General features: G+C 69.6%; 23 protein-coding genes and 3 pseudogenes. 10 read left to right on the top strand and 16 right to left on the bottom strand.

The window, feature by feature from the left end:
- Window positions 1-573 precede the first annotated feature (573 nt).
- Window positions 574-1,668, top strand: coding sequence for an FUSC family protein (locus ACWDGI_RS28645; RefSeq protein ID WP_450763755.1), 1,095 nt, complete (start codon window positions 574-576; stop codon window positions 1,666-1,668).
- Window positions 1,669-1,864: 196 nt separating this feature from the next.
- On the top strand, window positions 1,865-4,324 hold the full coding sequence (locus tag ACWDGI_RS28640; protein ID WP_450763753.1) for a SpoIIE family protein phosphatase: 2,460 nt from the start codon (window positions 1,865-1,867) through the stop codon (window positions 4,322-4,324).
- 35 nt (window positions 4,325-4,359) lie between these two features.
- On the opposite strand, the gene ACWDGI_RS28635 is transcribed toward ACWDGI_RS28640, so the two are convergent.
- Both ACWDGI_RS28635 and ACWDGI_RS28630 read right to left on the bottom strand, forming a co-directional pair.
- Window positions 4,360-6,066, bottom strand: a complete 1,707-nt coding sequence (locus ACWDGI_RS28635) for an alpha-keto acid decarboxylase family protein (RefSeq protein WP_450763751.1) — start codon at window positions 6,064-6,066, stop codon at window positions 4,360-4,362.
- A gap of 280 nt (window positions 6,067-6,346) precedes the next feature.
- On the bottom strand, window positions 6,347-7,255 hold the full coding sequence (locus ACWDGI_RS28630; protein ID WP_450763749.1) for a hypothetical protein: 909 nt from the start codon (window positions 7,253-7,255) through the stop codon (window positions 6,347-6,349).
- Between the two features lie 478 nt (window positions 7,256-7,733).
- Here ACWDGI_RS28630 and ACWDGI_RS28625 point away from each other — a divergent pair, with 478 nt between their 5' ends.
- Entirely contained in the window at window positions 7,734-8,117 is a 384-nt protein-coding gene (locus tag ACWDGI_RS28625; protein WP_450763747.1) for a 3-hydroxyacyl-CoA dehydrogenase NAD-binding domain-containing protein, read from the top strand.
- Between the two features lie 334 nt (window positions 8,118-8,451).
- Here ACWDGI_RS28625 and ACWDGI_RS28620 read toward each other — a convergent pair whose 3' ends face one another.
- Window positions 8,452-8,898 carry a winged helix-turn-helix transcriptional regulator gene (locus ACWDGI_RS28620; RefSeq protein WP_450763745.1) on the bottom strand — a complete coding sequence of 149 codons (447 nt, stop codon included), beginning with the start codon at window positions 8,896-8,898 and terminating at the stop codon, window positions 8,452-8,454.
- Between the two features lie 290 nt (window positions 8,899-9,188).
- Between ACWDGI_RS28620 and ACWDGI_RS28615 the strand changes: the two genes are divergently transcribed.
- Entirely contained in the window at window positions 9,189-9,884 is a 696-nt protein-coding gene (locus ACWDGI_RS28615; protein WP_450763743.1) for an SDR family oxidoreductase, read from the top strand.
- A 96-nt stretch (window positions 9,885-9,980) separates the two neighbouring features.
- Window positions 9,981-10,946, top strand: coding sequence for an NAD(P)-dependent oxidoreductase (locus ACWDGI_RS28610; protein WP_450763741.1), 966 nt, complete (start codon window positions 9,981-9,983; stop codon window positions 10,944-10,946).
- Here the strand turns inward: ACWDGI_RS28610 and ACWDGI_RS28605 are convergent.
- Window positions 10,865-11,287, bottom strand: coding sequence for a VOC family protein (locus tag ACWDGI_RS28605; protein ID WP_450763739.1), 423 nt, complete (start codon window positions 11,285-11,287; stop codon window positions 10,865-10,867). The genes ACWDGI_RS28610 and ACWDGI_RS28605 overlap by 82 nt on opposite strands.
- A gap of 78 nt (window positions 11,288-11,365) precedes the next feature.
- On the bottom strand, window positions 11,366-12,208 hold the full coding sequence (locus ACWDGI_RS28600) for an NmrA family NAD(P)-binding protein (RefSeq protein WP_450763737.1): 843 nt from the start codon (window positions 12,206-12,208) through the stop codon (window positions 11,366-11,368).
- Between the two features lie 110 nt (window positions 12,209-12,318).
- Here ACWDGI_RS28600 and ACWDGI_RS28595 point away from each other — a divergent pair, with 110 nt between their 5' ends.
- On the top strand, window positions 12,319-13,260 hold the full coding sequence (locus ACWDGI_RS28595; protein ID WP_450763735.1) for a cupin domain-containing protein: 942 nt from the start codon (window positions 12,319-12,321) through the stop codon (window positions 13,258-13,260).
- Between the two features lie 80 nt (window positions 13,261-13,340).
- Here ACWDGI_RS28595 and ACWDGI_RS28590 read toward each other — a convergent pair.
- From ACWDGI_RS28590 to ACWDGI_RS28575, 4 genes and pseudogenes are all read right to left on the bottom strand, one after another.
- Window positions 13,341-13,783 (bottom strand): annotated as a pseudogene (locus tag ACWDGI_RS28590) (cytochrome b/b6 domain-containing protein); the annotation flags it as partial.
- Window positions 13,784-14,030: 247 nt separating this feature from the next.
- Window positions 14,031-15,107: an alpha/beta fold hydrolase gene (locus tag ACWDGI_RS28585; RefSeq protein WP_450763733.1), complete on the bottom strand. Its 1,077-nt coding sequence runs from the start codon at window positions 15,105-15,107 to the stop codon at window positions 14,031-14,033.
- A 286-nt stretch (window positions 15,108-15,393) separates the two neighbouring features.
- On the bottom strand, window positions 15,394-16,146 hold the full coding sequence (locus ACWDGI_RS28580; RefSeq protein WP_450763731.1) for a maleylpyruvate isomerase family mycothiol-dependent enzyme: 753 nt from the start codon (window positions 16,144-16,146) through the stop codon (window positions 15,394-15,396).
- 141 nt (window positions 16,147-16,287) lie between these two features.
- Window positions 16,288-16,467 carry a hypothetical protein gene (locus ACWDGI_RS28575; protein WP_450763729.1) on the bottom strand — a complete coding sequence of 60 codons (180 nt, stop codon included), beginning with the start codon at window positions 16,465-16,467 and terminating at the stop codon, window positions 16,288-16,290.
- A gap of 39 nt (window positions 16,468-16,506) precedes the next feature.
- Between ACWDGI_RS28575 and ACWDGI_RS28570 the strand changes: the two genes are divergently transcribed.
- The 4 genes and pseudogenes from ACWDGI_RS28570 (at window position 16,507) to ACWDGI_RS28555 (ending at window position 18,914) form a co-directional block, all read left to right on the top strand.
- Window positions 16,507-17,337 (top strand): enoyl-CoA hydratase/isomerase family protein, encoded by an 831-nt coding sequence (locus ACWDGI_RS28570; protein WP_450763727.1) that lies wholly within the window; start codon window positions 16,507-16,509, stop codon window positions 17,335-17,337.
- Window positions 17,338-17,573: 236 nt separating this feature from the next.
- Window positions 17,574-17,624, top strand: a pseudogene (locus tag ACWDGI_RS28565) (hypothetical protein); the annotation flags it as partial.
- A gap of 93 nt (window positions 17,625-17,717) precedes the next feature.
- Window positions 17,718-17,969, top strand: a pseudogene (locus tag ACWDGI_RS28560) (PRC-barrel domain containing protein); the annotation flags it as partial.
- Window positions 17,970-18,194: 225 nt separating this feature from the next.
- Window positions 18,195-18,914 carry a phosphatase PAP2 family protein gene (locus ACWDGI_RS28555; RefSeq protein WP_450763725.1) on the top strand — a complete coding sequence of 240 codons (720 nt, stop codon included), beginning with the start codon at window positions 18,195-18,197 and terminating at the stop codon, window positions 18,912-18,914.
- Between the two features lie 2 nt (window positions 18,915-18,916).
- Here the strand turns inward: ACWDGI_RS28555 and ACWDGI_RS28550 are convergent, their stop codons facing one another.
- From ACWDGI_RS28550 to ACWDGI_RS28520, 7 genes are read right to left on the bottom strand one after another with little or no spacing between them, the layout of a single operon-like run.
- The gene (locus tag ACWDGI_RS28550; protein ID WP_450763724.1) at window positions 18,917-20,242 is read right to left on the bottom strand and encodes a glutamate-1-semialdehyde 2,1-aminomutase; all 1,326 of its coding nucleotides are present in this window, start codon (window positions 20,240-20,242) and stop codon (window positions 18,917-18,919) included.
- 7 nt (window positions 20,243-20,249) lie between these two features.
- The gene (gene rfbC, locus ACWDGI_RS28545) at window positions 20,250-20,801 is read right to left on the bottom strand and encodes a dTDP-4-dehydrorhamnose 3,5-epimerase (protein WP_450763722.1); all 552 of its coding nucleotides are present in this window, start codon (window positions 20,799-20,801) and stop codon (window positions 20,250-20,252) included.
- Entirely contained in the window at window positions 20,798-22,030 is a 1,233-nt protein-coding gene (locus tag ACWDGI_RS28540; protein WP_450763720.1) for a polysaccharide pyruvyl transferase family protein, read from the bottom strand. The genes rfbC and ACWDGI_RS28540 overlap by 4 nt, the downstream gene beginning before the upstream one ends.
- Complete coding sequence (locus tag ACWDGI_RS28535; RefSeq protein ID WP_450763718.1) at window positions 22,027-22,974, bottom strand: glycosyltransferase family 2 protein; 948 nt, start codon at window positions 22,972-22,974, stop codon at window positions 22,027-22,029. Before ACWDGI_RS28535 ends, ACWDGI_RS28540 begins: the two co-directional genes overlap by 4 nt.
- Window positions 22,971-24,278, bottom strand: a complete 1,308-nt coding sequence (locus ACWDGI_RS28530; RefSeq protein WP_450763716.1) for a hypothetical protein — start codon at window positions 24,276-24,278, stop codon at window positions 22,971-22,973. Before ACWDGI_RS28530 ends, ACWDGI_RS28535 begins: the two co-directional genes overlap by 4 nt.
- The gene (locus ACWDGI_RS28525; protein ID WP_450763714.1) at window positions 24,275-25,558 is read right to left on the bottom strand and encodes a DUF4910 domain-containing protein; all 1,284 of its coding nucleotides are present in this window, start codon (window positions 25,556-25,558) and stop codon (window positions 24,275-24,277) included. Before ACWDGI_RS28525 ends, ACWDGI_RS28530 begins: the two co-directional genes overlap by 4 nt.
- On the bottom strand, window positions 25,546-26,580 hold the full coding sequence (locus tag ACWDGI_RS28520) for an NAD-dependent epimerase/dehydratase family protein (RefSeq protein WP_450763712.1): 1,035 nt from the start codon (window positions 26,578-26,580) through the stop codon (window positions 25,546-25,548). Before ACWDGI_RS28520 ends, ACWDGI_RS28525 begins: the two co-directional genes overlap by 13 nt.
- Window positions 26,581-26,586: the final 6 nt, after the last annotated feature.

The following is a 26,586-nucleotide window of genomic DNA, read 5'->3' as shown; positions in this document are numbered from 1 at the left end:
GCCGCGGCCTCTTCCTCGTCGCGCAGTTGTCCCGCAGGTGGGGCTCCCGCTCCGCGACGGACGGCAAAGTCGTCTGGGCCGAACAGGACCTGCCCTCCAAAACCATCGCGGCGTGACGCACCGCCGACCGGGCGGCCGACGGCCGCCACCGCATGCCGATCTCTCGAGCGGCAGGCTCTCTCGAAGGAAGCCCCACATGGACCTGGAGAATCTCAAGAACGCCTGCTCGGCAGGCGGCTCCCAAGGAACGACGGACGTACCCGGCTCCGCTCCCGGCGCAGGGTCGTACGCCTTCGACGGGCCGGCAGCCGCCGTGCTCGACCACCGAGGCGCGGTGGTGCGGTGGTGCGGCGGCGCGGCGGTGCGGCGGTGCGGCGGTGCGGCGGTGCGGCGGTGCGGCGGTGCGGCGGACCAGTCTCCGGGCCGGCGAACAGGCGCGTGTCCGCACCGAGCTGCCGCTCAAACTCGTGATCTGCGACAGCAGGGTCGCGATCATCCCCATCAGTTCGGCGCCAGGCGGGCGGCTGGCGGCGTATCTCGTGAAGAGAGAGTGAGTACGTCCTGCGCCATGGCGTGAAGAGCCTGGTCGCAGCGGTGCTCGCGTGGCAGCTCATCGCCTTGTGGCTACCGGGGCAGCAACAGTTCCTCGGCGTCGGCACGGCGTTGGTCATGGCCAATGCGTCCACGGTGTACAGCTCGGTGGTCCATGCCGCGCGCCGGGTGGCGGTCCAGGTGTCAGGTGTCTCCCTGGCTGTCGCCGCCGCCTGGTTGCTGGGGGCCACCGCCGGAGCCATCGTGGCCGCCCTGATCGTGGTGCTGTTCACCGGTGGACGTCGTAACGGTGAGGACCGGCTTCAAGTCGCTTCGACTGCGGTGATCAGCCTGACGGCCGCCGCAGCGGCTCCGGTCGGGCATGTGGTCGTCCCCGCGGTCTCCACCCTTGCGGGCGCCACAGTGGGAGTCGCGGTCAATGCCTTGGTCTTCCCACCGATGTATCTCACCCAGTCCGACGCCGCCGTGCGCGGCCTGGCCCGCTGCACGGGCACGTTGCTGCGGGACATGGGCCGTGACGTGAGGGAAGGACGGTCTGCGAGTCACGCGCACCTCTGGCTGGAGAAGGCACGAGAGCTGGAGCGGCAGGTCTCGGACGCTCGCGATGAGGTGCGGAAGACTGCTGAGAGCCTGCGCTGGAACGCCCGCGCAGCCGCGCACCGACAGCACATGTCCGCAGTCCACGAATACACCTTCGAAGTTCTCCACAGGGCGTCGTTCCAGGTGCGAGGCATCGCCAGGACTCTGGCCGACAACCTCGACCAGGACGGCAGCGACCACGGCCTGAAGCAGGGATTCGCAGTCCGATACGGGGAGGCACTCGAGTGGGCAGGGCAGGTCTTCATCACATATGCCGCTCTCGGTGTGGCGGCCGACGCGCGTCAGGGCGATACCCGGAGGCAGTTGCGCACAGGGATCGATCGCATGCTGACCTGGCATGCGACGGTGACCGATCTGCTCGAGCACGGCGCACTGACCGATCTGAACGCATGGCAGGTCTACGGGTCGCTCGTGGCCGACGTGGAGCGACTCCTCACTGACCTGGACGGCATCGAGCCACCCGAAGAAGCACGTGCGGCTGAAGTCGTCAGCGTTCGTGGCGTACTGAGTCGATGATCCCATCGAGCATCTGTCTCGAACGACTGGGCCTCGCGCAGACTCAGCGTCCGCCATTCCACGCGTTGGCGGGAAGCCGACGCGGTTGTGATGCCCCGGACGATCTGCGGATCGAGGTGCACCTTCCGGCCGTCGACGTACACCAGGAGCGCCACACAGGAGCCAGGGGCAGGCTGGATGGTGGAGGTGGGTTGCCATGGCGCAAGACGAAGCCATCTCGCCCGTCGAGGGTGCCGCAGTACTGAAAGCGCTGTTCCACCAGTCCCCTACAGGGCTGCTGATCCTGGACACGGAGCTGCGCATCCTACGGATCAACCTCACGAGGCCGGTTCTGCACGCCGTGCCCCCTGAACAGATCATGGGCCGACACGTCACCGAGGTGTATGACCTTTCCGCACCCGGTGAGGTGGAGGCGATGCTGTACGGCGTGCTGGAGCGCGGCACACCCGCGCGGGGGCGACTCGTGGGGGTTCGTCCGAAGGGCGGCGCACCGGGGCCGGAGTACCTGTTCTCCGTCTCGGCATCTCGGCTGGAGGACTCACAGGGGAGGATCTTGGGGCTGCTGACGGAGATGCTCGATGTCACCGAACGCGAAAGGGTGGACGCCCGCCTGCGTGTCCTCGACTCCGTGCGCGAGCACGTGGGACAGACCCTCGACGTGGTGGCCACGTGTGAGGAACTGGTACAGGCAGTGGTGCCGGACCTCGCCGACATCGCCGTGGTGGAAGTCGTGGACGCAGTGGTACGTGGCGAGGAACCTCCGCTGAGCCCTCTGGGACCGGTACCCCTGCGCCGTGCCGCCTACGGCCACCGCGGCGGCGGCGAGCAGATTCAGGCGCATCCCGTGGGCGATGTGCGCGCTCTGCCCTTTCCGACGCCTTACGCACAGACGCTGACCGACCTCAAGCCCCGCCTCGTCGCCCTGAGCCCCGACGCGCCGTGGCTGGCAGCCGACCCGCCCCGCGCCGAGGCGATCCGTGCATCCGGTGCCCGCTTTCTCATCACCGCACCCCTGACGCTGCGGGGAACCGTGCTCGGGCTGCTGAGCCTGTACCGCACCGACCAGGCCGACGATGTCTACGACGAGGGCGATGTCGCCCTCGCGCTCGCAGTGGCCGCACACAGCGCGCTGTGCATCGACAACGCCCGCCGCTACACCCGCGAACACGCCATCGCCTTGACGATCCAGCGCCACCTGCTGCCTCCACACCCTGCGCCCCGGACCACCATTGAAACCGCGCACCTGCACGTGCCCGCCGTGGCGGGCGGAGGCGGCGGGTTCGACACTTTCGCCCTGCCCGGCGCCCGCACCGCACTGGTGGTCGGCGAAGTCTCCGGCCAAGGCATCCACGCGGCAACCACCATGGGACAGATACGGACCGCCACCCACTCCCTGGCCGCACTCGACCTGGAGCCCGACGAACTACTCGCCCGCCTCAACGACACCGCCATCAGCCTGGCCCAGGAACGCGCAGCCCTGCCGCCCGACGACCCCATGCCGCTCACGGGAAGCTGCGCGTACGCGGTCTACGACCCGCTCGCCCAGACATGCACCATCGCCCTGGCCGGGCACCCCCCACCCGTCATCGCCCATCCCGACGGGACCACCGAGATCCCTGACCTCCCTGCCGGCCCTCCTCTGGGCACTGCCGAGGGACCCCCCTTCGCCGCCACCACCGTCTCTGTCGCCGACGGCAGCGTCCTCGCCTTCTACACCGCGCCCCTGCTGCACACCTCACCGTCTCCGGACACCCTCCGACGGGTGCTGGCCCACAGTGACCGGCCACTGCAGGATCTGTGCGACGACGTGCTCTACCAGCTGCGGAACGACACCCGCGACGACGACGTCATCCTCCTCCTCGCCCGCACCCACCCGTTCCCCGGCGACCAGGTCGCCACGTGGCATCTCGACCACGACCCCAAAACCGTCGCCACGGCCCGCGCCCACGCCCGCCACCAGCTCATCCTTTGGAGAGCCGACGAGGAAACCACCTATGCCACCGAAATGATCGTCAGCGAACTGGTCACCAACGCCGTCCGCTACGGCACCCCGGCCTGTCCGGTTGCAGCTCATCAAGGACCACACACTCACCTGCGAAGTCCACGACAGCAGTTCCCTCGCGCCGCGGCTACGCCACGCGAAGACCATCGACGAAGGCGGGCGCGGCTTGTTCATCATCGCCCAGCTCGCACAGAACTGGGGCGTCCACTACACGCTCGACGGCAAGACCGTCTGGGCCGAGCAGACTCTCCCGCCCGCAACCACGGCCCGCCCCCCACAGCGGGCATAGGTTTGTCACGACACGCATCACTCCGCGCCCGCCCAGAGTTCCCGCGGGACCGCGCCATTGAGATGCAGGGCTACCCGCACCCGCCAAGCCCACCTGCCGACGGCCACTCCAGTCCGGGGCCGGGCCCATTACGAGGTGTGGAGCCCGGTGAACGGCATGTGGCTGAGGATCGACACGAGCAACGGTCCGTTCGGTCCGGTGCACAGTCCCAGATTCATCTACGGCTCGCGCGCAGAGCTTGCCAAGGTCGTCACCCAACTCCTCGACGCCTTCGAAGGCAAGGATCAGGTCGACATCGTCGGGGTCCCTTTCTACCCCTTCATCGTCGGGGTCCCTTTCTACCCCTTCCCGTCGCCCCCGGCTGAACTGCCGGCCTCCGCAGTTTCGCGTCGCTGGAAAGTCAGGCCGGCCTGAGCTGTACGTTGTCGCGATGTTGCGGGCCGCGTGGCCCGTAGTCGATGTCCGCGCCGGTGTTGCTGCTGGTCATGATCGCGGCGGGTGCGTCGTAGGGATCCATGACTGCTTCGATGAAGATCAGCGTGTCGTTGGGCGCGCTGAGAGCCTCCGCCAGATCTGCGGGAGTCTTGACGACGAACGATCGCGCCGTCGTGTCCGGGCGGAGCACCCTCGGTAGATCCGCGTAGGCCCAGGTCGCGATGTCGTTGTACTGCTCGGTTTTGCCGAGGTAACCGCGTTCGATGGTGTATCCGCCGTTGTTGATCAGGAAGATCACGGGCTTGTGGTCGTGCCGCAGGATGGTCGACAGCTCCTGCGCGGTCAGCTGGAATGAGCCGTCACCCAGGAACAGCAGGTGGCGACGGTTCGGTGCTGCGGTCAGCGTGCCGAGCAGGGCTCCGACCGAGTAGCCGATCGAGCCCCAGTTGATCGACCCGACGAAGGTGCACTCCGGTGGGAGGCGCAGGCCGAGGAGGGCGTACGAGGTGCCGTTGTCGAGGAGGAGCACGTCCCCGGCCCGGAGGTAGCCCTGGATTGCCTGCCAGTACGCAGCCTGCGTCAGGTTGGTGGAGCCGCCTGCAGGTGTCCCCGCCACCGCTGCTCCCCGCTGTGGTACGGCGCGGCTCGTGACCTGCGGGACGGCGTCCAGTACGCCACGGATGACCTCCATCAGCGTAACCGCCTGGTAGTTGTCGTCGCCGATGTCCACCGAGTGGCTGCGGGCGCGGATCGTGTCGGCGGGTAGCGAAGCGGTGAAGTCGCCCGTGGTCACCTCGATCGGGCGGTAGCCGATGGTGAGCAGGCAGTCGCTGGTCTCGATCGCCGCGCGCACGTGCGGCTCGCCTGCCTGGCCGTTGTAGATGCCGACGTAATAGGGGAACGTCTCGTCGATGACCGCCTTGGCTGTGCTGATCACTGCTACGGGGAGCCGCATTTTCTCGGCCAGCCTCATGAGATCGGCTGCCACGCCGAACCGGTCCGCGTCCAGATCCACCAGGACCGCCGGTGACTTGGCGGCGGACAGGTGGTCTGCGACTGCGGTGGTGCACGACCGCAGCCGTTCCGGGTCGCTGGGCGGTTGCGCGAGCAGCAGCGGGGCTCGCGGAACCTCGATGTCGAGATAGGCGATGTCGGAAGGCAGCTCCATGTACACCGGGAGCTTTTCCCGCCATGCGGTGAGGATCAGCCTGTCGATCTCGGTGACCGCGTTGTGCGGGGTCAGTCGCGCCTGCGCGGCGGTCACCTGTGCGTAGGCGCCGAGGAAGCGGTCCCAGGTGCCGTCGGCCATCGTGTGGTGCATTCCCAGGCCGCGATCGATGGACTTGAGCGGGATCGCCCCGCAGATACAGACCACCGGCACGCGCTCGCTGTAGGAGCCGGCGACCCCGTTGATCGCGCTCAGGGCCCCGACGGCGTTCGTCACGAGGAGCGCGCCCATGCCGTTCAGCCGGGCATAGCCGTCCGCTGCGTAGGACGCGTTCAGCTCACTGCAGTTACCGACCCATTTCACCGTGCCCGCGTCCTGGAGCTGCTGCAACAATGCGAGGTTGAAGTCACCAGGCACGCCGAAGAGGTGGCCGACGCCGGCCTCCTCCAGACGGCGAAGCAGGAAGTCGCCGATCGTCATCCATCGGCTCGGGCTAGTGGACATCACCTGTGCCTCCGAATCGCTGGTGTCGTCTCCGCGAGGAGCGGAACGGCTTATATCCATTTTGCGGTGAGAGATGGCTGGGGCACTCTGGGGCGTTCGTGCTACCACTCGCGAGCAGATCAACCAGGCTCGATTTCCCGGCCATGCCATTCGCCTGATCCGCCGGGTCTGGACGACCCACCGCTGGGACACACGCCCACTACGCCGACCATAACCGGCCGCCTACCTGCACGGTCCCTTGGCTCCGTGGCTCGGCCGTGCGGGTGTGCGGGTGTGCGGGTCAACTGATGCCGGCGATGCCGGTCAGCGGGTGAGGGAGGGACACGATGTCGCGTTCCCGCTGCCCGTCGGCCGGTCCGCCGGGCAGCGGGACCGCGCGGATGTGTCCACCGAGGTCGGACACGTAGACGGTGCCCGCGTCGGTGTCGACGGCCAGGCCGATTGCCTCGGCGAACCCGCTCGCCAGGATCTGCGGCGTCCCGCCGGAAACGCCCGCCGCCGGGACCGGTGCCCGGTTGAGGGTGTTGCCGGCTGGTGGGGCGCCGCGGTCGGTCCAGTAGAGCCAGCCGCCGTCCAGGTGCAGATCGATCGGCTCGGGCAAGCCCGTCCAGAGCAGCTCGATGTCTCTGCGCCGCTCCGGGCTCTCCCCGGCGGGGAGTTCGAGGCCGGAGCGGAAGATGCGGCCCTCGCCGCCCTTGGCGGGGCCCTTCTGCGTCCAGTAGAGGTGCCCGCGTACGGGGTCCACGGCCACGCCCACGCATTCCTGCAGGATGTCGCCGGCAGAGTTGACCACCAGGTCGGTCAGATCGCTGCCGTCCGTCCGTACTCGGCTCACCCGGCAGCCCTCGCGGTCGCCCCAGTACAGGAACCCGGCACCGTCCGAGGCCAGTTGCTTGCCGGTGGTGATCGCCCCGGGCTCGACCACGTCCCGGAGGCTGCCGCGGTCCAGACGCACCGCGTGCAGGCCGCCGTTGCGCCGGGAGAAGTCCTGTGCCGCCTCCCCGAAGCCCTTGGCCGGGTCGAGCGTCGGCGCGCCCATGGTGGTCCAGTAGACGACCCCGGCTTCGACGACGATCCCGTCCGGCGCGGGGCCCGCGTCCTGGACCAGCGTCTCCACCTGGCCGTCCGCGATGCCGACCCGCAGCACTCTCCCAGGTACGACCGTCAGTGCCAGCAGTGAGTCCCACATCCGGCTCTCCTCGCGTCTCTCTGCACAGCCACCCGGCGTGTCTTCCATAGCAGCCCGGTGCGCACGGCGATGCGACTGCAGAGGGGCCGACCGGCGGAACCGATGGATGGCGTGGAGAGAGGCTGTGCGCCGCCCATCCCGGCGCGCAGCAGAGCTAAGCCTCGTACGGCCCTCCCCGGTTTCCGACTGCATGGCGCGTGCTGAGACTGAGGTGGCGCAAGCCGATTCCACATCGCAGCAGCCGCCACGAGAACAGGAACGAGCATGTCCTTCGCGCTTCCCACGAACATCGAGAGCCGTCCGGTCGCGGTGATCAGCGCAGGCCCCTCGGCCGCCGGATCGCGCTGATGTTCGCCGATCGCGGCGGGCTGGTCCGGATCTTCGACAAGTCCGCGCAGGCCGCCGAAGCGGCGCGCGCCTACGTCGAGGAGAACCTGCCCAGGTCGCGGCGAAGATCCAGGGCGGCAAGCCGGGCTCGGTGGTCGTCACCAACGTCATGGCCGAAGCCCTCGCGGACGCCTGGCTTGTGGTCGAGGCCGTGCCCGAACGCCTCGACCTGGAGAAAGAGATCTTCGGCGAACTCGACCGCACGGCGGCCCCCGACGCGATCCTGGCCAGTAACTCGTCCTCCTACGCATCGAGCGAGTTCGTCGACCAGGTCGAGCACCCGGAACGGGTGCTGAACATGCACTTCTACATGCCGCCCGAGCAGAATGCCATCGACATCATGTCCGACGGCCACACCGCCCCGGACATCATGGAACTACTCAAGAAGGTGCTGCCCCGGTACGGCGTGCCTCGCCCGGCGGTCCGCCCACTCCCCGTAATGGAGCCGGGCGAGCAGCACCTGACCGCCGCGTGACGGCCGTGGAGGTGTGGTCCGGCGCAACGGTGGTGTTCTCCTGCATCAGGGACCGCCGCTCGCCTCCGAACCGGGTGATCACGACCGTGAGCTTCCGGCGCATCGGGCAGGCTGTGGACCTGATCGACCGTGGCGGTTCCGAGGAAGGTGCGCATCGCTGGACCGCGCCCGCTCCAGTTGGAACGTAGAAAACTCCGCGCCATGCTCGGCCGGCGCGGAATCACGATCCCAAGCGCTTCCAGGCCGTACCCGACACCGCACAGCAAATCAAGAGAGAAACCCCCTGGCACGCGGCCGCCCAGCAGCGCACCCAGCAAACCGCAGTCCTACGCCATCAGGCCCCGGGCCCCGTATTCATCACGAACGTCACACCTTCGGCGGGCAGTTCGCGGCCGTCGTCGTCGAGGAACCCCACCCGCACGGCCTGACCGGTGGAACGCGATCGCCGCAGAGAAGAGGGTCCCGACGGGCGAGGGCGGTGCTGGTCACCCCACTGCTGGAGAGCCGCCAGCACGAGTTGCAGCTCCTGCCCGGCCGGAGTCAGGTGGTAGCTCTGCCGATGCCGACTGCCCGGCTCCTGGTACGTCCGCGTACGCAACACACCTGCCTCGCTGAGAATCTTGAGCCTGTCGCTGAGCAGGTTCGGCGCGATACCGAGGGACGACTGGATTTCGGCGAACCTGTGCTTGCCCGCGAATATGTCGCGCAGGACCAGCAGAGTCCAACGCTCGCCAAGCACTTGCAGGCTGCGCTCGATGGAGCAGGCCGGCGAATCGTCCATGGGACCGGACACTTTCCTCGTCGATGGCACTGCCACCCCGCCTTCCACATCTCTAGCCGGCTCCCCCCGTATGCCACGCGACTGCATGGCATGACCGAATCGTACACCTGAGTATCGGATCACTATCCAGTGTGCCGTTCGGACCGTGTCCTACATGACGAGTTTGAGGGACAACCATCTCGCCGGACCACGGGAAGCATCCTTGACTTTAATAATAAAAGTCAGGTGGAATTGCTACCGACGACGCCAGACCTCGGCGCACGTGCACACCGAACGGATAGGACATGGACATGCAGATTCAAGGCAAGGCCGCCTTGGTGACGGGCGCCAACCGAGGGATCGGCCAGGCGTTCGCCCGAGTGCTCGCCGAGCACGGCGCCACGGTCTACGCCGCCGCACGCCGCCCCGAACAGATCACCGACCGCGGGATGGTGCCGATCCAACTGGACGTCACGGACCCTGCCACCATCGCCACGGCGGTCGAGGCGATCGGCGACCTCTCCATCCTGGTCAACAACGCCGGAACCGCCCTCGCGGCGTCGCCGCTCACCGCGTCGCTGGACGACGCCAGGCGCGAGATGGAGGTCAACTACCTCGGCACCTGGGCTGTGACCCAGGCCTTCGCTCCGACGCTGTCCCACAACGGCGGCGGCGCCGTCATCAACATGCTGTCCGCCGCATCCTGGCTGGCCCTGGAGCAGGCGCCCGGATATGCAGCGAGCAAGGCAGCGCAGTGGTCGCTGTCCAACGCGATGCGGTTGGCCCTGCGCCCGCAGGGCACCCGAGTGCTCGGTGTGCACGTCGGGTATGTCGACACCGACCTGTCCGCCAATGTCGATCAGCCCAAGATCAGTCCCGAGGAGGTCGCACGAGCCGCGATCAAGGGACTCCTCACCGGCCAGGAGGAAGTGCTCGTCGACGAATTCAGCCGCCAGATCAAGTCCGCGCTGCCCAACGACATCGCCGCGCTGTACTCGGCCCGGTGACGGACGGCTGACTCATGAGCGACCTATGATCAAGGCTGTTGGCGGAGCCAACGGTTGTGGCGCGCTACCGTGCCGCCACCGGTGGCGTAGCGGCCGGTGGGGTGCATCGTGAGAGTGCGGCTTCACCCAGAATCCCACGTTCACGGCGCGGGAGACCGTCCCGATAGGGTTTGCTCGTGTGCCCGTTGTCATCGCCCGCCTGATCCCCGCGCCGGGCAAGACCCAAGAGGTGCTTGGCGTGTACCGCGAGTTCGCCCCGCTGTCCATCAGGAACCGGGATGCAAGCTCTGCGCACTGCACGCCGATGGCAAGGATGTCTTCATAGTCGAGCACTGGCTCACCTCCGAGCACTTCCAGGCGCACCTGGCCAGCTCGAATCTCCAGCGGATCAGGGACGCGACAAAACCCCCACTGACCGAACCCCCCGTTCAGGCCCTTGCGGACCTACCCGACCTGCTCCCACGCGCCGACGCGGTGAACCTGGCCACGCCCCTCACGGACGCCACCATCCACCTTGTCGACGCCGCTTTCCTGGCACGCATGCGGAACGGCAGCCTGCTGGTGAACATCGCGCGCGGCCGCGTCGTCGACACTGAGGCGTTGCTCGTCGAGCCGAAGGCTGGACGGCTGCGTGCCGCGCTGGACGTCACCGGCCCCGAACCGCTGCCCCGGGCCACCCGCTATGTCATGCTCCGAAGGTGCCCAGGGGTCCACTTCGAGCGGTTCGTGCGACCCGCAGCACGTCGCACTCGAACGGCGAACGGCTGTGGCCGGGCGGCCTCACCACGCCGCACCCGGCCACTTCTCCAGCGCCACACTTACGCACGGTCACCAACACGGCCGGCCGACTTGGATGTGCATCTCGCCGTACTCGCGTGGCCTTCGCAGCCGGGGCACTCGGAAGTGCAGCCGAAGGTCGAGCAAGTCGGCGCATTTCATCCGGCTGCACTTCTCGCACAAGGTGAGGAGGCAACTGCCTGTCAGGCTGGGCGCTTTGGATTGATGGTCTTGTTGACGATCTCAAGTCGGTTACCGTCGAGGTCAGTGACATTCGCGGCGTAGTATCCGGGGCCGAAGTGCGGACGCGGACCCGCTCCACCGTCATCCTGGCCGCCGGCGGCCAGGGCGGCAGAATACGCAGCATCTACTTCGGCCGGACTGTCGGCGACGAGGCCGAGGTAGAGGCCGGTCTCACCTGGCTGCCGCTCACGCAGCCAGATGCTGGCACCGACAGCCTTACCCGATCCATAGACTCGATCGCAGAGTCCGAAGAGGCTGGGGACACCCGGAGTGTCCGATTCGTAGGAACCGATCTCTTTCCACCCGAGCGGCTTGAGCGCCGCCAGATAGAAGGCGCTTGAGCGCTTGAGGTCGCTCACCGAGATGTATACGTGATCAATCATTGTGGCGTCTCCTTCGGATGTGTCCCGCAGTCAGCGGGCCTGCTTCGTCCCTCGTGCCACCGGGGCGGCGCCGGGCCCTCACGAGGTCCAGACGTGGGCGTTGCGCTCGGCGAACGCACGGAATGTGGTGGCCGGCCGCCCCGTGACCTTCTCGATGTCGCCTGTGGGCGTGGCTCCGTCGCCCGCGATGATGGCGTCGGTGAGCCAGCGCATGATCACGGCGAAGTCGGCGGGGACACCCGCGGCGAGCGCACCGGAGATCCATGCCTCCTGGTCGATGTCGTGGTAGGCGACGGGGTGGCCACTCACGGCAGCGAGAATGCCCGCGACCTCACGGAAGGTGAGGGCCTGCGGGCCGGTGAGCGAGTAGGTGGCGCCGGCGTGGGTTTCGGGGTCGAGCAGCGTCTCGGCCGCGACCGCCGCGATGTCGGCCGCGTCGACGAAAGCTTCCCTGCCGCCGGCGCTCGGGGCCGTGATCCCTCCGTCGATGACCGGGAGGTGGTCGTCGGCGAAGTTCTGCATCACCCATGCGGGGCGCAGGACCGTGTGGGTGATGCCGGGCCGGGAGGCCAGGTCGGCCTCGACGGCCGCGATGTCGATCCCGGCCGGCGCCTGGTCGGCGTTGTGGACGCTCAGATAGGTGACGTGGCGCACGCCGGCCGCCTCGGCGAGGTCCAGGAAAGCGCCGACCTGGTCGGCATAGCTGACTCGCATGGTGGGTGTCACCAGATAGAGGCGGTCGACGCCGGCCAGGGCGCCGGAGTGGGTGGCCGGATCGTCCCAGTCGAACCGGACGTCCGCTCCGGTGCGTGCCGCGGTACGGGGAGCGACCCCTCGCTGGGCGAGGCCCTCGGCCAGCACCGAACCAGTCCGGCCGGTGCCGCCCAGAACGAGTGCGGTGGGGCGTGTTTCGTTGTTCATGACTCCACGCTAGAAGTCCTGAGCAAGACACTCCATGCGCGCTCCGCTCGATTCTTTACGCGATGCTCTCGCGCCTTGACCCTGACACTCCTACTGGCCAAGCTGATCCCATGGACCTGCTGTCTGACCACCTGGTGCGGGCGCGCGCCACCGGCGCGGTGTTCGCACGGACGGTCGCCGAACCACCGTGGGGACTGCATCTCGGCGGATCGACACAGCTGTCGGTGCACACCGTCGTCCGTGGCCGCGGCTACCTCTGGCTGGACACCCCCGGCAGTGCCGTGGAGCTCATACCGGGAAGCGTCACGCTGGTGCGCGGCGGGCCGCACCACTACATCGGGCATGAGCCGGGCGCCACATGCCTGGAGCCGGAGGAGTTCCGGGCCCGCCACGCCCGAGCGAGCCCCGAGGACCACCCGCAGGCCACGGTGTTCCTGTGCGGCGCCTACCAGTTCTCCGGCGAGGTCGGCAGCGGACTCCTTGACGCACTCCCCCAGGTTCTGACCCTCTCGGCGGCCGACGACGATCCCCTGCGGGACGTGATCACTTTGCTCTCCCGCGAACTGGTCCGGAACGAACTCGCCCAGCAGATCGTCCTGGATCGCCTCCTGGACCTGCTTCTCGTCCTGGCCATCCGCTGCGACTTCCGCCGCAGCGCGACCGCGCCCCGCTGGTACCGGGCAGCCGCGGACCCGCGCCTTACCGCCGCGCTACAGGCCATGCACGAGAACGCGGCCCACCCGTGGACGGTCCCCGAACTCGCCGCGATCAGCGGCCTGTCCCGCGCCGCCTTCGCGCGGGTGTTCCGGGAGGCACTCGGTCAGGCCCCCATGCAGTACCTGACCGAATGGCGCATGACCATCGCCCGCGACCACCTGCGCGCCGACGATCTCACCCTGCCCCAGATCGCCGACGCCGTCGGCTACGGCTCACCCTTCGCCTTCGCAGCCGCCTTCCGCCGCCACCACGGAGAACCACCCGGAACCTGGCGGCAGAGGGAACGAGCGACCGCAGAGACACGACTGCTCACCAACACCCACCCCGGCCCGTGAGCCTCGCCGGAATTTCCGGTCCTGACAGGCGGCGTCCTGGGGCCGCCTCCCGGCCCTTCGGCCCGAGTTCGTGGACGCCGTCAGTCTCTGCCCACCCCTTTGGGATGGTGCCTCGCTGCCCAGGCGAGGTCGACTTGCCCCGTCCGCATGCCGCGCCGCGCCTCCGGGTCTCTGTACGCCAGTCGCATGTGCCCGACTACGACGAGACCAATCGTCAACGCCAGCCCGTCGTCTACGAAGATCGCGTTTGTGCGCGGGATCGGTGGCAGAGATTGGTGAACCACATCAGCGGGCCGGTGATCATCATGACCGGTACGGCCCCGGCGATCCACCCGGCGTAGAGCCTCTGCCCGGCGTTGAACTTGCCGGCCGGGCGGGAGGGCGGTGAGGTCCGGCGCTTGCGGACGGCCCGCAGCCACCGCCAGTCGTAGTCGGCGAAGCGATTGATTTTGCGCAGATCACGACGGAACCCGGATGAGGTGAGCCCGAGGAGGAACGGTACGGGCAGCAGGATTCCCGTCCAGGGGGCTCGGACCGTGAGTGCGCCGCATTTCGCTCAAGACGTGTCTTGCTCTGCTGCGGGTTGGAAGTTGGTTACGGACGAAGGCCTTGGGGTGCAGGTCGCACGCGGTTTGGATCGGGACGTCCGAGGTGCCCGGGCCGGGGAAGTGCCCGTGGCCGGTGGGGCCGAGCGGGTCGGGGAGCGCCCCGCTCGGCCCCGCTGGACGGGGTCATGTGCACAGAGGCCCGAACCGGTCCCTTACCCGGGATCAGGCGGCGGTGTGCGCTGCACGGTAGGGGACCAAGAACGGGGTCAGCGCCGCCAGCATCTGCTCGGGTGCCTCTTCGGCGACCCAGTGGCCGGTGTCGGGGATGACCACGGTCTGCACGTCGTGTGCCGCAGCCTTCATGGTGACCCCGGCTCCGTCGGCAATGCTGAGCGCTCCGCCGATTGCCAGGACGGGCATGGTGAGCAGGCCGGACTTCTGGCGTTCCAGGTTCTGCGCGAGCGTGGTGTCGAACGCGCGGTAGAAGCTGAAGCTGCCGCGCAGCGCGTCGCGGTCGGAGGCAAGGGTGCTGATGTAGTGGTCGACGGCGTAGTCGGGCAGCTTCTTCGCAGCGTTGATGTCGAACTCGAAGCCGAAGAAGATGCTTTCCCGTCCTCTGACGAGCAGCTCGTTCATCGTGGCGAGGCGGTTGAAGCCGATGTGCCAGATCCGGTCGTTGAGCCACTCGGGGCCGAAGGCCGGCGGCGAGGTGCTGATGCCCGGGAGGGGCGCCTCGGCGACGACCAGGCGGTCGACCCGCTCCGGGTGGTCGGCGGCCAGGGCGTAGGCGATCGGCATTCCGGTGTCGTGGCCGACGACGGCGAACCGCTGGTGGCCGAGCGCATCCATCAGGGCTGCCAGGTCGTCGGCGAGGGTGGCGGTGTCGTAGCCGTCGTGGGGCTTGTCGGTCAGGCCGATGCCGCGCTGGTCGACGGCGACGACGGTGAAGTCCTTGGCCAGGGTGGGCATCAGCAGGCGCCAGGCGTACCAGGTCTCGGGCCAGCCGTGGACCAGCAGCAGGGCCGGGCCCTGGCCGCCGACGACCGCGTGCTGGCGGATTCCGTTGGCCTGGATGAACCGGCTGGTGAAGGTGTCGGTGAACCCGGCCGGGAGATTGGGCGCCTGCGAGACGCTGCCGAAGCCGTTGACGCTGCTGCCTGCCGGCCATCCGCGGCGGGGTCCCGCTTCGGCTGCCGTAGCCGACTGGGCGGGGAGCACACTGAGGGATCCCGCGGCCGCCGCTGCGACCGAGGTGGCCAGGAATTTCCGCCGGGAGTGCGGCGGCAGTATTTCGGACACGGTAGACCTCTTCGGTTGTTTGGGATGTAAAGGCGAGACGCCGAAGGACGGGTGTGTCCGTCCGCTCGGTTCGTCCGGCGATGCGCTTAGTGCCGGGAAACAGCAGAGCTACGGCGCAGGTCCGGACTTGTTAGGCAGAGAATTGTGGAATCCACGAGTCTTGATCCATCGACGCCGCTCTCGGACGCGGTCCGGCGGACCGTCACCCTGTTCTGCGCACACGGCTTCGTGCTCCGGTTCCCCCTCGGGACATCTGGGGGTGCCGACGACGGAAGAGCAGGGCCGGTCAGAGTGTCAACGTGGCCGTCAGCAGGGCGTTGGCCGCGGCGATGTCACCGCTGATCCATTCCGGGTTTGCGGGCTGCCGCTTCCACAGGGCGAGTAGCAGCTCGGCTGCGGGAGCCTTCACCGTGGCCGCTGCGGGTCCCGATTCCGCCGGCAGGGCCCGCGGCATGGCGCCGGGCTGGATCAGCCAGCTGTGTCCGGTGTCGGTGGTGTGAAGCGCCACGGGTGCCGGCAGCGGCTTCTGCTCGCCGCTTTGCCAGACCCTGGGAACCATCACGGCGAACACCTCGTCGATGCCATCGGCTGCGATCAGCGGATCGACGTGCGCGTCGGCCCCGGTGGCCAGCTGGGCATCGACCAGGTGCACTGCCGTGTCCTGGGCGACGCGGCGGAACCAGAGCGCCGCCACCGCGTCTTCGAAGCCGAACGCCCAGGCCGGTGTGGTGGGGTCCGTCTCCTCCAGGGTGGCCAGGATTGCGGCCGCGCCCCCGGCGTACCAGTCGGCGATCTCCTGCCCGGCCGGCGGTGCGAACTGCTCGCGGGGCAACTGCCCGGTCTGCAGCAGGGCCGCGGCGAAGCGGGACGCCTGGCCCAGATGGGTGCCCAGGTCGTGCATGCTCCAACTGCCGCAGGTGGCCACCGGGGTGGCCGGGTCCGCGATGCGCAGCAGCTGCTCCAGTGCCGCCGCCTCCTTACGCAGGGTGGCCACATACGTGCCGGTGGCGAGAGGCAGCGGAGCGGGGGGCTGATTCACGGTGACCTCCGGTAAGGCGGGACCTGATGACGGCGGTTGCCTCGACCGCCAGGGAACGAGACCTGCTTTCAGGAAGCGATCGGGTGATCGCCGCCCCTGGGGCCGGAAGGAAGCATGCACGGCAGGATAGTGTTTTGCAAGTCAGAGTTTCCCGGTGAGCTCGGCGGCGGACGCGGAGGGCGAACCCCGACTCCCCCGTTCGACCCGGCCGAGGTTTCGCTCCAGCGCTTCGACACCGGTCAGCCGCGCCCGCACGTGCGGTGCGCCCACCGCGTCAACGGCGAGCGGCATCAGGACACCCACCGACTCTTCGTCCGCCATAGTTGACTTTCGAAATTATAGTTAGCTACGTTGCGGCGCATGACAAACGCACAGCAGTTCCACGTTGCCGAAGCATCGCCGTCCTACTGGAAGGTGACCTTCTCCAACGGCCCGATCAACCTCATGGACGTGGACACCATCGAGCAACTCGGCGCGCTGGTGGACCGCATCGAGCAGGCGCCTGACCTGACCGTGGTCGTCTTCGACAGCGACAACCCCGACTTCTTCATGGCGCACTTCGACTTCCTGGCGGACAAGTCGCGCATAGCCGCCATGAAGCCCGGCCCCACAGGACTCCACCCCTACGCGGACAACTTCATCCGCCTCGGCAGGGTTCCGGCTGTCACGATCTCCGCGATCAAGGGACGCGCCCGGGGAGCGGGAAGTGAGTTCGCGCTGGCAACGGACATCCGTTTCGCCGGACACCGCGCGATCCTGGGGCAGTTCGAGGTCGGTGTCGGGGCCGTGCCCGGCGGAAACGCGACGGGGCACCTGGCCAGGCTGGTGGGCCGAGACCGCGCGATGGAGATCCTGCTCGGAGCCGACGACTTCCCAGCGGAACTGGCGGCGGAATACGGCTACGTCAATCGCGTCCTCCCCGAGGGCGAGCTGGACGATTTCGTCGATGCCTTCGCCCGCCGTATCGCAGGGTTCGACAAGGTCGCCGTAGCCGGAACCAAGGCCCTCATCGACGAGAGCGCCCGGATTCCGGACGAAGAGTTCGGATCCGCCCTGTCCGCCTACTTCCAAACGGTAGGGCGGCCCGTGAACGAACACCGCGTCCGGCGCCTCTTCGAAGGAGGCCTGCAGAAGCCGGACGGCATCGAACTCGACCTCGGCAAGCAGGTCGCAGAGAGCGACCGGAGCTGACGCCCGCGACACAGCAGAGCGGGACCTGACCCTCACCGAAGCCGGCGGAGTCCGGCATGAGTGAGCACGACAGGCGACGTGGAAACCACAGCCGGGAAAGCACCTCTCCGAGGTCGCCGTAACCAGTCCTGGCCGGGCCCTGGGCAGCCTCCGACCTGGGGTCCGGTCGGCCGGCGAGAAGGGAGAAAAGTACGGCATCCGACGAACCGTGGTGCTCCATACAACGCAGTTTGCAAGTGCTCGGCGAGCGCTGGAGCCTGCTGATCATCCGCGAGATCTTCAGCGGAAGACACCGTTTCACCGAAATCCGGTCGGCACTGGGAGTCGCATCCAACCTCAAGGCCAGGCCGATGAATCTGGAGGAGTTCGAGGCGGCAGTCACCGACCAGCACTTCTTCGCCACGGTGACCGTCGGGCCGCCCAACCGGCGCCGCCTGGTTTTCGTGCCCCTCAAAGCCGCGACGGTGGGCCCCGGGTACCTGAAGATCGCGTACGACAAGAGCGTGGTCAAGAGGGCCCCGGCGATCGACACGGACGAATGAGCTGTCCGCGTCGGACGAGTCGGCGGTATTCGCCCACTAGGAACTCGACTACGCGCCGGGGGCGGCGAGCGCCGCCTCGCCCGCCGTTGAACCATCGAAGCCGACGAGGCTGTTTCTGCTCCTGATTCTCGTGGCCGTCGTTGGCCGGGGGCGGCGAGCGTGGTTGCCCGGTGGGAGCTCTGCCCCTCCGTGCGCCGCGGGGTTGTTTCGGCACTGCTCGTATGTGTTCGCGGATTGTTGGTTAGGGTGAAAAGCAGGGCCTGATGCGGGGCGGTTGTGGTCGCTGGAGGGCGGGTCGGACACCACGGGGGGCTCGTGTTGGATCGCCTGGCAGGAGCGGCGCGCTCGGTGCTGCCCCCGTCGCTGCGCACCTGGCTGGGGCTGATCGCGGCGCTCGCCGCGCTGGTGGTCGTCGCGCTCGGGGTCCTGTTCGCCGGCCACAGCGAGCCCAGCAGGGTGGACAGATGGATCATCCGGCCGACCGCGGACAGCGTGCCGCCGCCGTGGCGGTACGTCGCTCTGGCCTTGGACTTCTTGGGGGAACCGGCGGGATCCGCGCTGCTGGTCGTGGCCGGTGCGGCGGGCTGCCTGCTGCTTCGGCGTCCCCGCGCGGCGGTGCTCGTCGTCGCCGGTACCGGCATGACCGTGGGGACGACCACGCTGCTCAAGCATCTGGTGGGACGCACCATCCACGGCGCCGGCAACCTGTCCTACCCGAGCGGGCACACCGCCTTCTTCACCGCGCTCGCCCTCATGGCGGCGCTGCTCGCGGCCGGTCGGCTCGGCCTCGGCAGGACGGCCGGCACGTCACTCGTGCTCGCCGCGTCGCTGGTCGCCGGCGCCACCATGGGCTGGGCGGAGGTCCGCCTGGGCGCGCACTACCCGACCGACGCCCTCGGCGGCTGGTGCACCGCGCTGGCGGTGATACCGGCGACCGCGTGGCTGGTCGACCGGGCGGCCGACGGGATGGCCGACCGGACGGCCGACCGGGTGAGCGACGGGATGACCGACGTGGGGCGGCGGGAGCGCCGCTGACGTCACGCCAGGCGGCGGAACACGGGCTTCACCGCTCGCCCGGACACCCAGGGGGTGGGGTCGGCGGCGTCCAGTGCCTTCCGGTACTCCCCGCAGGCCTGGGCGACCACGTCGACGGTGCGGTCGATGTCCGCGTCGTCGAGTGCGCTGCTCACCACGAACGACGGGGCGAGCACCCCGCCCGCGAGGAGCCGGCGCAGGAACAGGGTGCGGTACTGCTGTGAGGGCTGCAGGTTCTCGTCGAGGGTGGCGAAGACCAGGTTGCTGGCCCGGCCCCGGACGACGACGTGGTCGCCGACGCCCATGGCGGCCGCCGCGTCGCGGACACCGGCGGCCAGCCGCTCGCCCAGGGCGTGCAGCCGCGCGGTGACGCCCTCCTCGACGTAGGTGGCCTGCACGGCCATCGCGGCCGCCAGGGAGTGCGTTTCCGCACCGTGCGTGGTGGACAGCAGGAACACCCGGTCGCCGGAGCCGCGCAGTCCGCCCCGCTCCATCAGGTCGCGGCGTCCGGCCAGCGCGGAGACGGCGAATCCGTTGCCCAGCGCCTTGCCGAACGTGGAGAGGTCGGGGACGACGCCGTACAGCCCCTGGGCACCCGCCTCGGACCAGCGGAAGCCGGTGATCATCTCGTCGAAGATCAGTACGCAGCCGTGCCGGTCGGCCAGCTCGCGCAGGCCGGCGAGGTAACCGGGCGGCGGCTCGGTGTGGGTGGCGGGTTCCAGGATCAGGCAGGCGATGTCGTCCGGGTACCGGGCGAGCAGTTCCTCCGTGGCGGCGAGGTCTCCGTACGGGAAGGACACGGTGAGCTCGTTGGTCGCCGCCGGAATGCCGGCGGACATCGGCGTGGTGCCGATGAACCAGTCGTCGACGGAGAAGAACGGGTGGTCGCCGCAGACGGCCACCCGCGGGCGCCCGGTGACGGCCCGGGCGAGGCGTACCGCGGCCGTGGTGGCGTCGGAGCCGTTCTTCGCGAACTTCACCATCTCGGCGGTCGGCACCGTGGCCAGGAAGCGCTCGGCGGCCTCTACCTCCACGATGGACGGCCGGACGAAGTTGCTGCCGCGGTCGATTTCCCGCCGTACCGCCTCGACCACGCGCGGGTGGGCGTGGCCGAGGCTGACCGACCGCAGGCCGGAGCCGTACTCGATGTAACGGTTGCCGTCGACGTCCCACACGTGGGCACCGCTGCCGTGGCTGATGACCGGGGCCAGGTTCTCGGGGTACTGGTCGTCGCCCTTGGCGTAGGTGTGAGCGCCCCCGGGGATCATGGCGTGCAGCCGCTCGTTGGCTGTCCGCGACAGGGGCAGGTCAAGCACTTCGGTGTCCACGGGGACCTCAACTTTCTCTGTGCTTCAGGACCTCGGCGAGGCTCGGCGCCTCCCGGTCCCGTCGGGACATCAGTGCAACCGGCAGCGGCCACGGAATGGCGAGCTCCGGGTCGTCGAAGGCGATCGTCACGTCCTCGGCCGGATCGTGCGGGCGGTCGATCCGGTACGAGGTGTCGGCGATATCGGTCAGTGCCTGAAAACCGTGCGCGCATCCCGCCGGAATGTAAAGAGTTGGTTGTGATTCTCCTGTGAGTTCAAAGGAGGCCCAATGGCGGTAAGTCGGCGAATCCGGCCGCAGGTCCACGACGACGTCGAAGATCCGCCCGTACGAGCACCGCACCAACTTGGCCTCGCCGGCGCCCGAGCGCAGGTGCAGGCCGCGCAGCACACCCCGCACCGAGCGGGACAGGCTGTCCTGGACGAAGGCGTCCGGGTCGAGGCCCACCGAGCGGACCACGTCGGCGTCGAAGGTGCGGCAGAAGAAGCCGCGTTCGTCGGTGTACGGCGTCGGCTCGAAGAGGAACGCACCGGCGATCTCCGGGACTTCGGTCGCTTTCATGGAGACTCCTGCCGGGCGTGGGTGTGGTGGGTCGCGGGGAAGACGGCTGCGGTCAACGAGCTGAACTGGTCCTGCAGTTGGCGAGCGGCGGCCCGGTTCCGCTCGGTGAGGGTCCCCCGCAGTTCGGGCGCTCGCTTCTCCAGCGCTCGGAACTGCTCCAGCAACCGGTCGGCGTCGACCTCGCGCGCCGGGTGGCAGTACGCGCCGAGGCCCATCCCGGCCATGAGCGCGTCGCTCTTCGCCGCATAGCTGAGCGCGAGCACCGGTGTGCCGGTCTTCAGCGCGCAGATCAGGTTGTGGTAGCGGACCGCCACCACGGTGTCGGCGGCCGCCATCTCCTGCATCAGGTCGGCGAGTGACGTCGGTTCCGCGGCGGTGACCAGCGGTGAGTCCACGGCGTCGAGGATCGCGTCGACCACCGTGGCGTCGCACCGGTCGCCGGTGAGCAGCCGGACCGGCCTGCCCTCCCCGACCAGGGTGCGGACGAACCGGATCGTCCCGTCGAGGTAGCGCCGGTGGATCTCGTCCGCCCGGTCCCGGTCGTCGTTGCCGCCGTGGAAGTCCATGACACCGAGGCAGACCCGGCCCGGCGCGCCGGAGGGTGCGCTCACCGGCGGTGTCGGCAGGGAGAAGGCGAGGTCCGGGTAGACCTCGTCGCGCGTGGTGTCCACGCCCATCGCCCGCATCGCGTCCCTGGACTGGGCGTCCCGGTAGGACCGGTAGGCGGCCAGGCGCCCCGACCAGCGGACCAGGGCCCGGGTGGGCCGGTCGCGGATCTCGGCGGCGCCGACGCTGACCAGCGCGACCCGGGTGCGCAGCAGCCGGCCGCTCGCGCAGAGCAGGAACAACGAGTACGGGAAGCCCCACGGCCGTAGCGGCAGGGTCGCTTCCAGGACGCCCATGCCCGGCACGATCACCACGTCGTGCTTCCGCACCCAGGCGGCGGTGCGGAAGACGTCGACGAGTTTGCCGAGCCCCTTGGACGCGATCGCGCCCGCGCGGGACGCGGTCCGGTACTCGGCGCGGTTCCAGTGCAGCCGGGTGGCGGGGATCCCGAACCGGGCCGTCACGGCCTCGGGTCCGCCGCACAGGGCGTCCACGACCGCCTCCGGGTGCTCGGCGCGGAGGTACCCGAGGACGGCCTCGAGCGATCCGTCGTTGCCGAGGTTGCCGGAGCCGAGCAGCCCGAACACCCCGACGCGCACCGGCGTTCCGTCCGCGGACGTCATGCCTGCCTCCCCTCACGGCCTGCGACCAGGGCGTCGACGGAGACCGTGAGCAGGGCCGGGTCGACCGGGGCGCGGTCCTCCACCCGCTCGCCGGCGCCCGGCCGGATCCGGCTGGTCATCCAGGCGGTCAGGTGGCGGTAGCAGGCGCGCCGGTCGGCCGGGGACAGCGGCGCCCGCCGGATCGCGGAGGCGAAGCCCCAGACGTACTCGGCGAGCAGCCGGGGCGTCGGGTGCAGCGGGCCTGCCCGGCGCGGGTCCAGGTTGACGCACCGGGAGCGCTTGGAAGGGTTCGCCCGCTCGGCGCGGGTGGGGTGGTCGCGGCGGAAGTACAGCAGCTCCGGCACCTGGTGGAAGGGGCCGTGCAGGGTGATCTCGGCGACGTAGGTGCGGTCCGCGTGGTGGTAGCTGTCCATCGGTCTCACCCGGCGCAGCATGTCGGCCCGCATCACCCCGTAGAAGTCGTCGCCGCCCGGCTCGAACAGCAGACTGCGGAAGCGCTCCGGCGCGTGCGGCGAGTCGGTGGCGAGCGTGTACTCGTAGGGGACCGTCACCTGGCCGTCGCCGTCGATGACCGCCTGGCCGGTGTGCGCGAGGATCACGTCCGGCCGCTCGTCCAGCGCCTCCACGCAGCGCCGCAGCAGGTCGCGGCCGTACAGGTCGTCGTGCGAGGCCCACTTGAACAGCTCGCCCCGGGACTCGGCCAGCACATGGTTGTGGTTCGGCGTGGCGCCGATGTTCCGGGGCAGCCGGAGGTACCGGATGCGTGAGTCCTGTGCGGCGTACTTGCGGCAGATGTCCTGGGTCCCGTCGGTCGAGGCGTTGTCGGAGACGACCAGTTCGAAGTCCTCGTAGGTCTGGCCGAGGAGGGCGTCGAACGACTCGGCCAGGTACTCCTCGCCGTTGTACACGGGCAGGCCGATGCTCAGCCTGGGTCGGTCGGTCATGCGGTCCTCACTTCGGGGATGGGATTGCGGTCGCGCTCGCGCAGGGCGGACCGGAGTTGCAGCCACCACACGGCCGAGCCGCTGAGGGTCGCGGCGGCGACGCCCCAGGCCGAGCCGGCCGTGCCGGCGACGGCCGCCCCGCCGAGGCCGCCGCCGACGTAGCAGGCGGAGGCGAACAGCTGGCAGCGCAGGCTGCGCCGGGCCGCGCCGAGCGCGCGCAGCCCGGCCGCCGCGCCGGTGCCGAGGCCCGCTCCCGCGACGCTGAGGGTGATCTGCACGATGAGCCGCGAGGAGGAGTGCCAGACGTCGCCGAGCACCAGCTCGCCGAGCCGGTCCGGCATGAGCAGCAGCGCCGAGCCCCAGAGCAGCGCTCCGGTGGCCTGCCCCCCGCCGAGGAGGAGGCAGAACCTGCCCAGTTGGTGCGGGGCCTGCCGCAGCACCCGTGCCGCCTCCGGGACGGTGACCAGCGAAAGTCCCATCAGCACGGCGAGGAACGGGCCCAGCAGGAGCTCGGCGCCGCGCACCGCGCCCACCGCGCTCACGCCGACGATCGCGCCGAGCCCGTACGCCCGCAGTTGGCTCGCGCCACTGAGGCTGACGTTCTCGACCAGGTACCGGTAGCCGAGGTCACGCTGCTCGCGAAGCCATCCGCGGGCCTGTGCCGTCCGGGGCCGGATGCCGGACTGGAGGTAGCCGTATCCCGCCGCCACCGTGGCGGACGCGCCCCAGGCGAGCACGAAGGCGGCCACGCTGCCCACATGGGCCGCCACCACCATGGCCGGGACGAGCGCGACGCCCCACACCACGTCGTTGACGAACGCCTTCCGCCCGGCGCCGGCGGCGAAGAACGAGAACCGCCAGGCGTCCTGGAGCAGCAGCCCCGGCAGCATGACGCCGAGGCAGGCGAACGCGGCCCCCAAAGCGCCGCCGAGACCGAGTCCGGCCGCCAGACACACCGCGCCGATGGCGGAGCCGACGCCGATCGCGGTCCCGGTCGACCGGGCCACCGCCCCGCGCCAGGACACGTCCGGCACGCCGCTGAAGCGCACCACGAGCGGGTCGGTGGCAAGGCCGCGGGAGACGTTGAGCACCACGCCGTAGGTCACCCAGGCCAGGCTGAACACGCCGAACGCGGTCACCCCGAGCGAGCGGGCCACGTAGATGCCCACCGCGAAGTTGCTGATGCTGGAGGCCGCCTGGTCGGCCAGTCCCCAGGACAGCCGGCCGACGAGGGCGCGCTTGGCGGACACGGCCGGTGGCGCCGTCTTCCGCGGATTCTCCCCCTCGGTGGTCATCCGCGTCATTCCTTGATCAGCCCGGCGCCGAGCAGAGCGCCTGCCGCGTCGGCGACGGTGTCGAACGGGAGCCCGGACCGCTCGGCGACGTCCAGCAGACTGTGCTCTCCGTCGGAGAGGTTGAGCACCCAGAGCATGGCCATCTGGGCCTGCTTGGTGTCGCTGCGGCCGCCGAGCGCGTCGTACAGCCCGCGTCGGCCCAGTTGCGGTTCGCCGTAGGGGCTGAGGTTGAGGTACCGCCGGTTGCGCTCGAGGACGCCGAACGCCTCGCGGCAGACCGCGAGGGTGTCCGCCATCGCCTCCGGGGAGACGAAGTCCAGGTTGTCCGCCGAGGTGTGGTACTCGGGGTAGCCGGCGTACGGGGTCCGGGTGAGCGAACCCACGCCCAGGTTGAACCCGGGCGAGCAGAACTGCCGCTCGTCGTATCCGTACGGAGTGAACTCGGTGACGCGGTGCGGGCGTTCGGACGCGGTCAGCACGTGCTGCAGCACCCGGTCGATCTCCGCGTCGCCGCGTCTGCTCTGCTTGTACGTCAGTCGGCCCGGGTCCCCGGCGCAGGCCAGCACCAGGCCGTGCTTGACCCGGTCCACCCGCTCCGCGTTGCGGGCCAGCCAGGTGATCGCCCCGATGGTGCCGGGCGCGAACAGGAACCGGTAGGTGTAGTACGCCGTCTGCTCCGCGAGGGCCCGGGCCAGATAGGTGGCCACGGCGATGCCGGCCAGGTTGTCGTTGGCCAGCGACGGGTGGCAGACGTGGCAGGAGACGATCACCTCGTCGGCGACCTGCCCGGGGACCACGTACTCGGCGTAGGTGAGGTGGCCGTCGGCGAGCGTGGAGTCGATGCGTACCTCGTACTCGCCGTCGGGCAGCGCGTCCAAGGTCTCCTGGGCCAGGCAGAACCCCCATTCCGGCTTGTAGTAGCTGGTGCGGTACGGCACCCAGGACGGGTGGTCGGGCAGGGTGTGCAGGTGTGCGCGCAGCTCGGCGAGCGGCATGGTCGCGGACACCGGCACGCTGTAGCCGAGCACGTGCAGACTGGACGCGGCGAAGTCGACGACCCGCCGGCCGGTGGGGTCGGCGATGTACGCGTCCCGGATGTTCCACTCCTGCGGGACCGTCCAGTCGAGCACCTGCGTGCCGGTCGGCACCTCGTACACCTGCAGCGGGATGTACTCCCCGACGATGTCCAGGGTGGCGCGCACACCGTCGCCGGTGATGCTGCGGCAGAGCGGGTACATCCGCTCCACCAGCGCGTACATCTCCTCGCTCACGTCGGTCACCGGCGCCACCGCAGGGTGTCGTCGACGGCACCGGCGTCGGACGCCGCGCGCAGCACGGCGAGCCGGGTGAAGCGCTGCTCGAAGTCCTCGCGGGTCAGTCCGAACTTCCGGTAGGCGTCGGCGAGTTCGAGTGCGCCCTGCTGCACCGTCCACTCGCAGTCGAAGCCGGGGATCGCGGCGCGGAACCGGGCGAAGTCCACCCGGTACGACCGCGGATCGGCGCCGTTCTCCCCCGTGATCACCACCTTCGCGCCGGACACCGCCTCGGCGACCTGCTCGGCGATCTCGGCGACCGTGACGTTGTTGATCTCGCTGCCGATGTTGAACGCCCGGTCGTGCACCGCCTCGCGCGGCGCGGTCAGCGCGGCCGTGAAGGCACGCGCGATGTCGGCGGCGTGCACCAGCGGCCGCCAGGGGGTGCCGTCGGAGAGCACCAGGACCTCGCCCGAAAGGAGCGCGTGTCCCACCAGGTTGTTCAGCACGATGTCGGCGCGCAGTCGGGGCGAGAAGCCGAAGGCGGTGGCGTTGCGCATGAACACCGGGGTGAAGTCGTCGTCGGCGAGTTCGTGCAGGTCGTCCTCCACCCGCACCTTGGACTCCGCGTACGGCGTCACCGGGCGCAGCGGGGCGTCCTCGGCCACCAGGTTCGACAAGTCGGGGTCGCCGGCGGCGCCGTAGACCGAGCAGGTCGACGCGTACAGGAAGCGCCGCACCCCGGCGTCGCGGGCCAGCCGGGCGAGGCGGACGGACGCGTGGTGGTTGATGTCGTAGGTGAGTTCCGGTGCCAGCGAGCCGAGCGGGTCGTTGGAGAGCGCGGCCAGGTGGATCACGGCGTCCACCCCGGCCACGTGGTCGGCCGTGACGTCGCGCAGGTCCACCCGCTGCCCCGGCGGGTCCGCGGGCCGCGGGCCAAGGACGCAGTCGGCGAACAGGCCGGCGTCGAGGCCGACGACTTCGTGCCCGGCGGCCTTGAGGACCGGGGCCATCACGGTGCCCAGATAGCCCTGGTGTCCGGTCAGTAGTACGCGCAAGGTTGT

This window comes from Streptomyces sp. NPDC001220 (assembly GCF_053597895.1).
This window is presented reverse-complemented; position numbering and strand designations above follow the sequence as displayed.

Coding starts and splice junctions, on each gene's coding strand:
- ACWDGI_RS28540 (WP_450763720.1), bottom strand. CDS start 22,030: ATGACGTCCGCGGACGGAACGCCGGTGCGCGTCGGGGTGTTCGGGCTG.
- ACWDGI_RS28600 (WP_450763737.1), bottom strand. CDS start 12,208: ATGAACAACGAAACACGCCCCACCGCACTCGTTCTGGGCGGCACCGGC.
- ACWDGI_RS28640 (WP_450763753.1), top strand. CDS start 1,865: ATGGCGCAAGACGAAGCCATCTCGCCCGTCGAGGGTGCCGCAGTACTG.
- ACWDGI_RS28535 (WP_450763718.1), bottom strand. CDS start 22,974: ATGACCGACCGACCCAGGCTGAGCATCGGCCTGCCCGTGTACAACGGC.
- ACWDGI_RS28630 (WP_450763749.1), bottom strand. CDS start 7,255: ATGTGGGACTCACTGCTGGCACTGACGGTCGTACCTGGGAGAGTGCTG.
- ACWDGI_RS28570 (WP_450763727.1), top strand. CDS start 16,507: ATGACAAACGCACAGCAGTTCCACGTTGCCGAAGCATCGCCGTCCTAC.
- ACWDGI_RS28605 (WP_450763739.1), bottom strand. CDS start 11,287: ATGATTGATCACGTATACATCTCGGTGAGCGACCTCAAGCGCTCAAGC.
- ACWDGI_RS28530 (WP_450763716.1), bottom strand. CDS start 24,278: ATGACGCGGATGACCACCGAGGGGGAGAATCCGCGGAAGACGGCGCCA.
- ACWDGI_RS28620 (WP_450763745.1), bottom strand. CDS start 8,898: ATGGACGATTCGCCGGCCTGCTCCATCGAGCGCAGCCTGCAAGTGCTT.
- ACWDGI_RS28635 (WP_450763751.1), bottom strand. CDS start 6,066: ATGTCCACTAGCCCGAGCCGATGGATGACGATCGGCGACTTCCTGCTT.
- ACWDGI_RS28595 (WP_450763735.1), top strand. CDS start 12,319: ATGGACCTGCTGTCTGACCACCTGGTGCGGGCGCGCGCCACCGGCGCG.
- rfbC (WP_450763722.1), bottom strand. CDS start 20,801: ATGAAAGCGACCGAAGTCCCGGAGATCGCCGGTGCGTTCCTCTTCGAG.
- ACWDGI_RS28615 (WP_450763743.1), top strand. CDS start 9,189: ATGCAGATTCAAGGCAAGGCCGCCTTGGTGACGGGCGCCAACCGAGGG.
- ACWDGI_RS28575 (WP_450763729.1), bottom strand. CDS start 16,467: ATGGCGGACGAAGAGTCGGTGGGTGTCCTGATGCCGCTCGCCGTTGAC.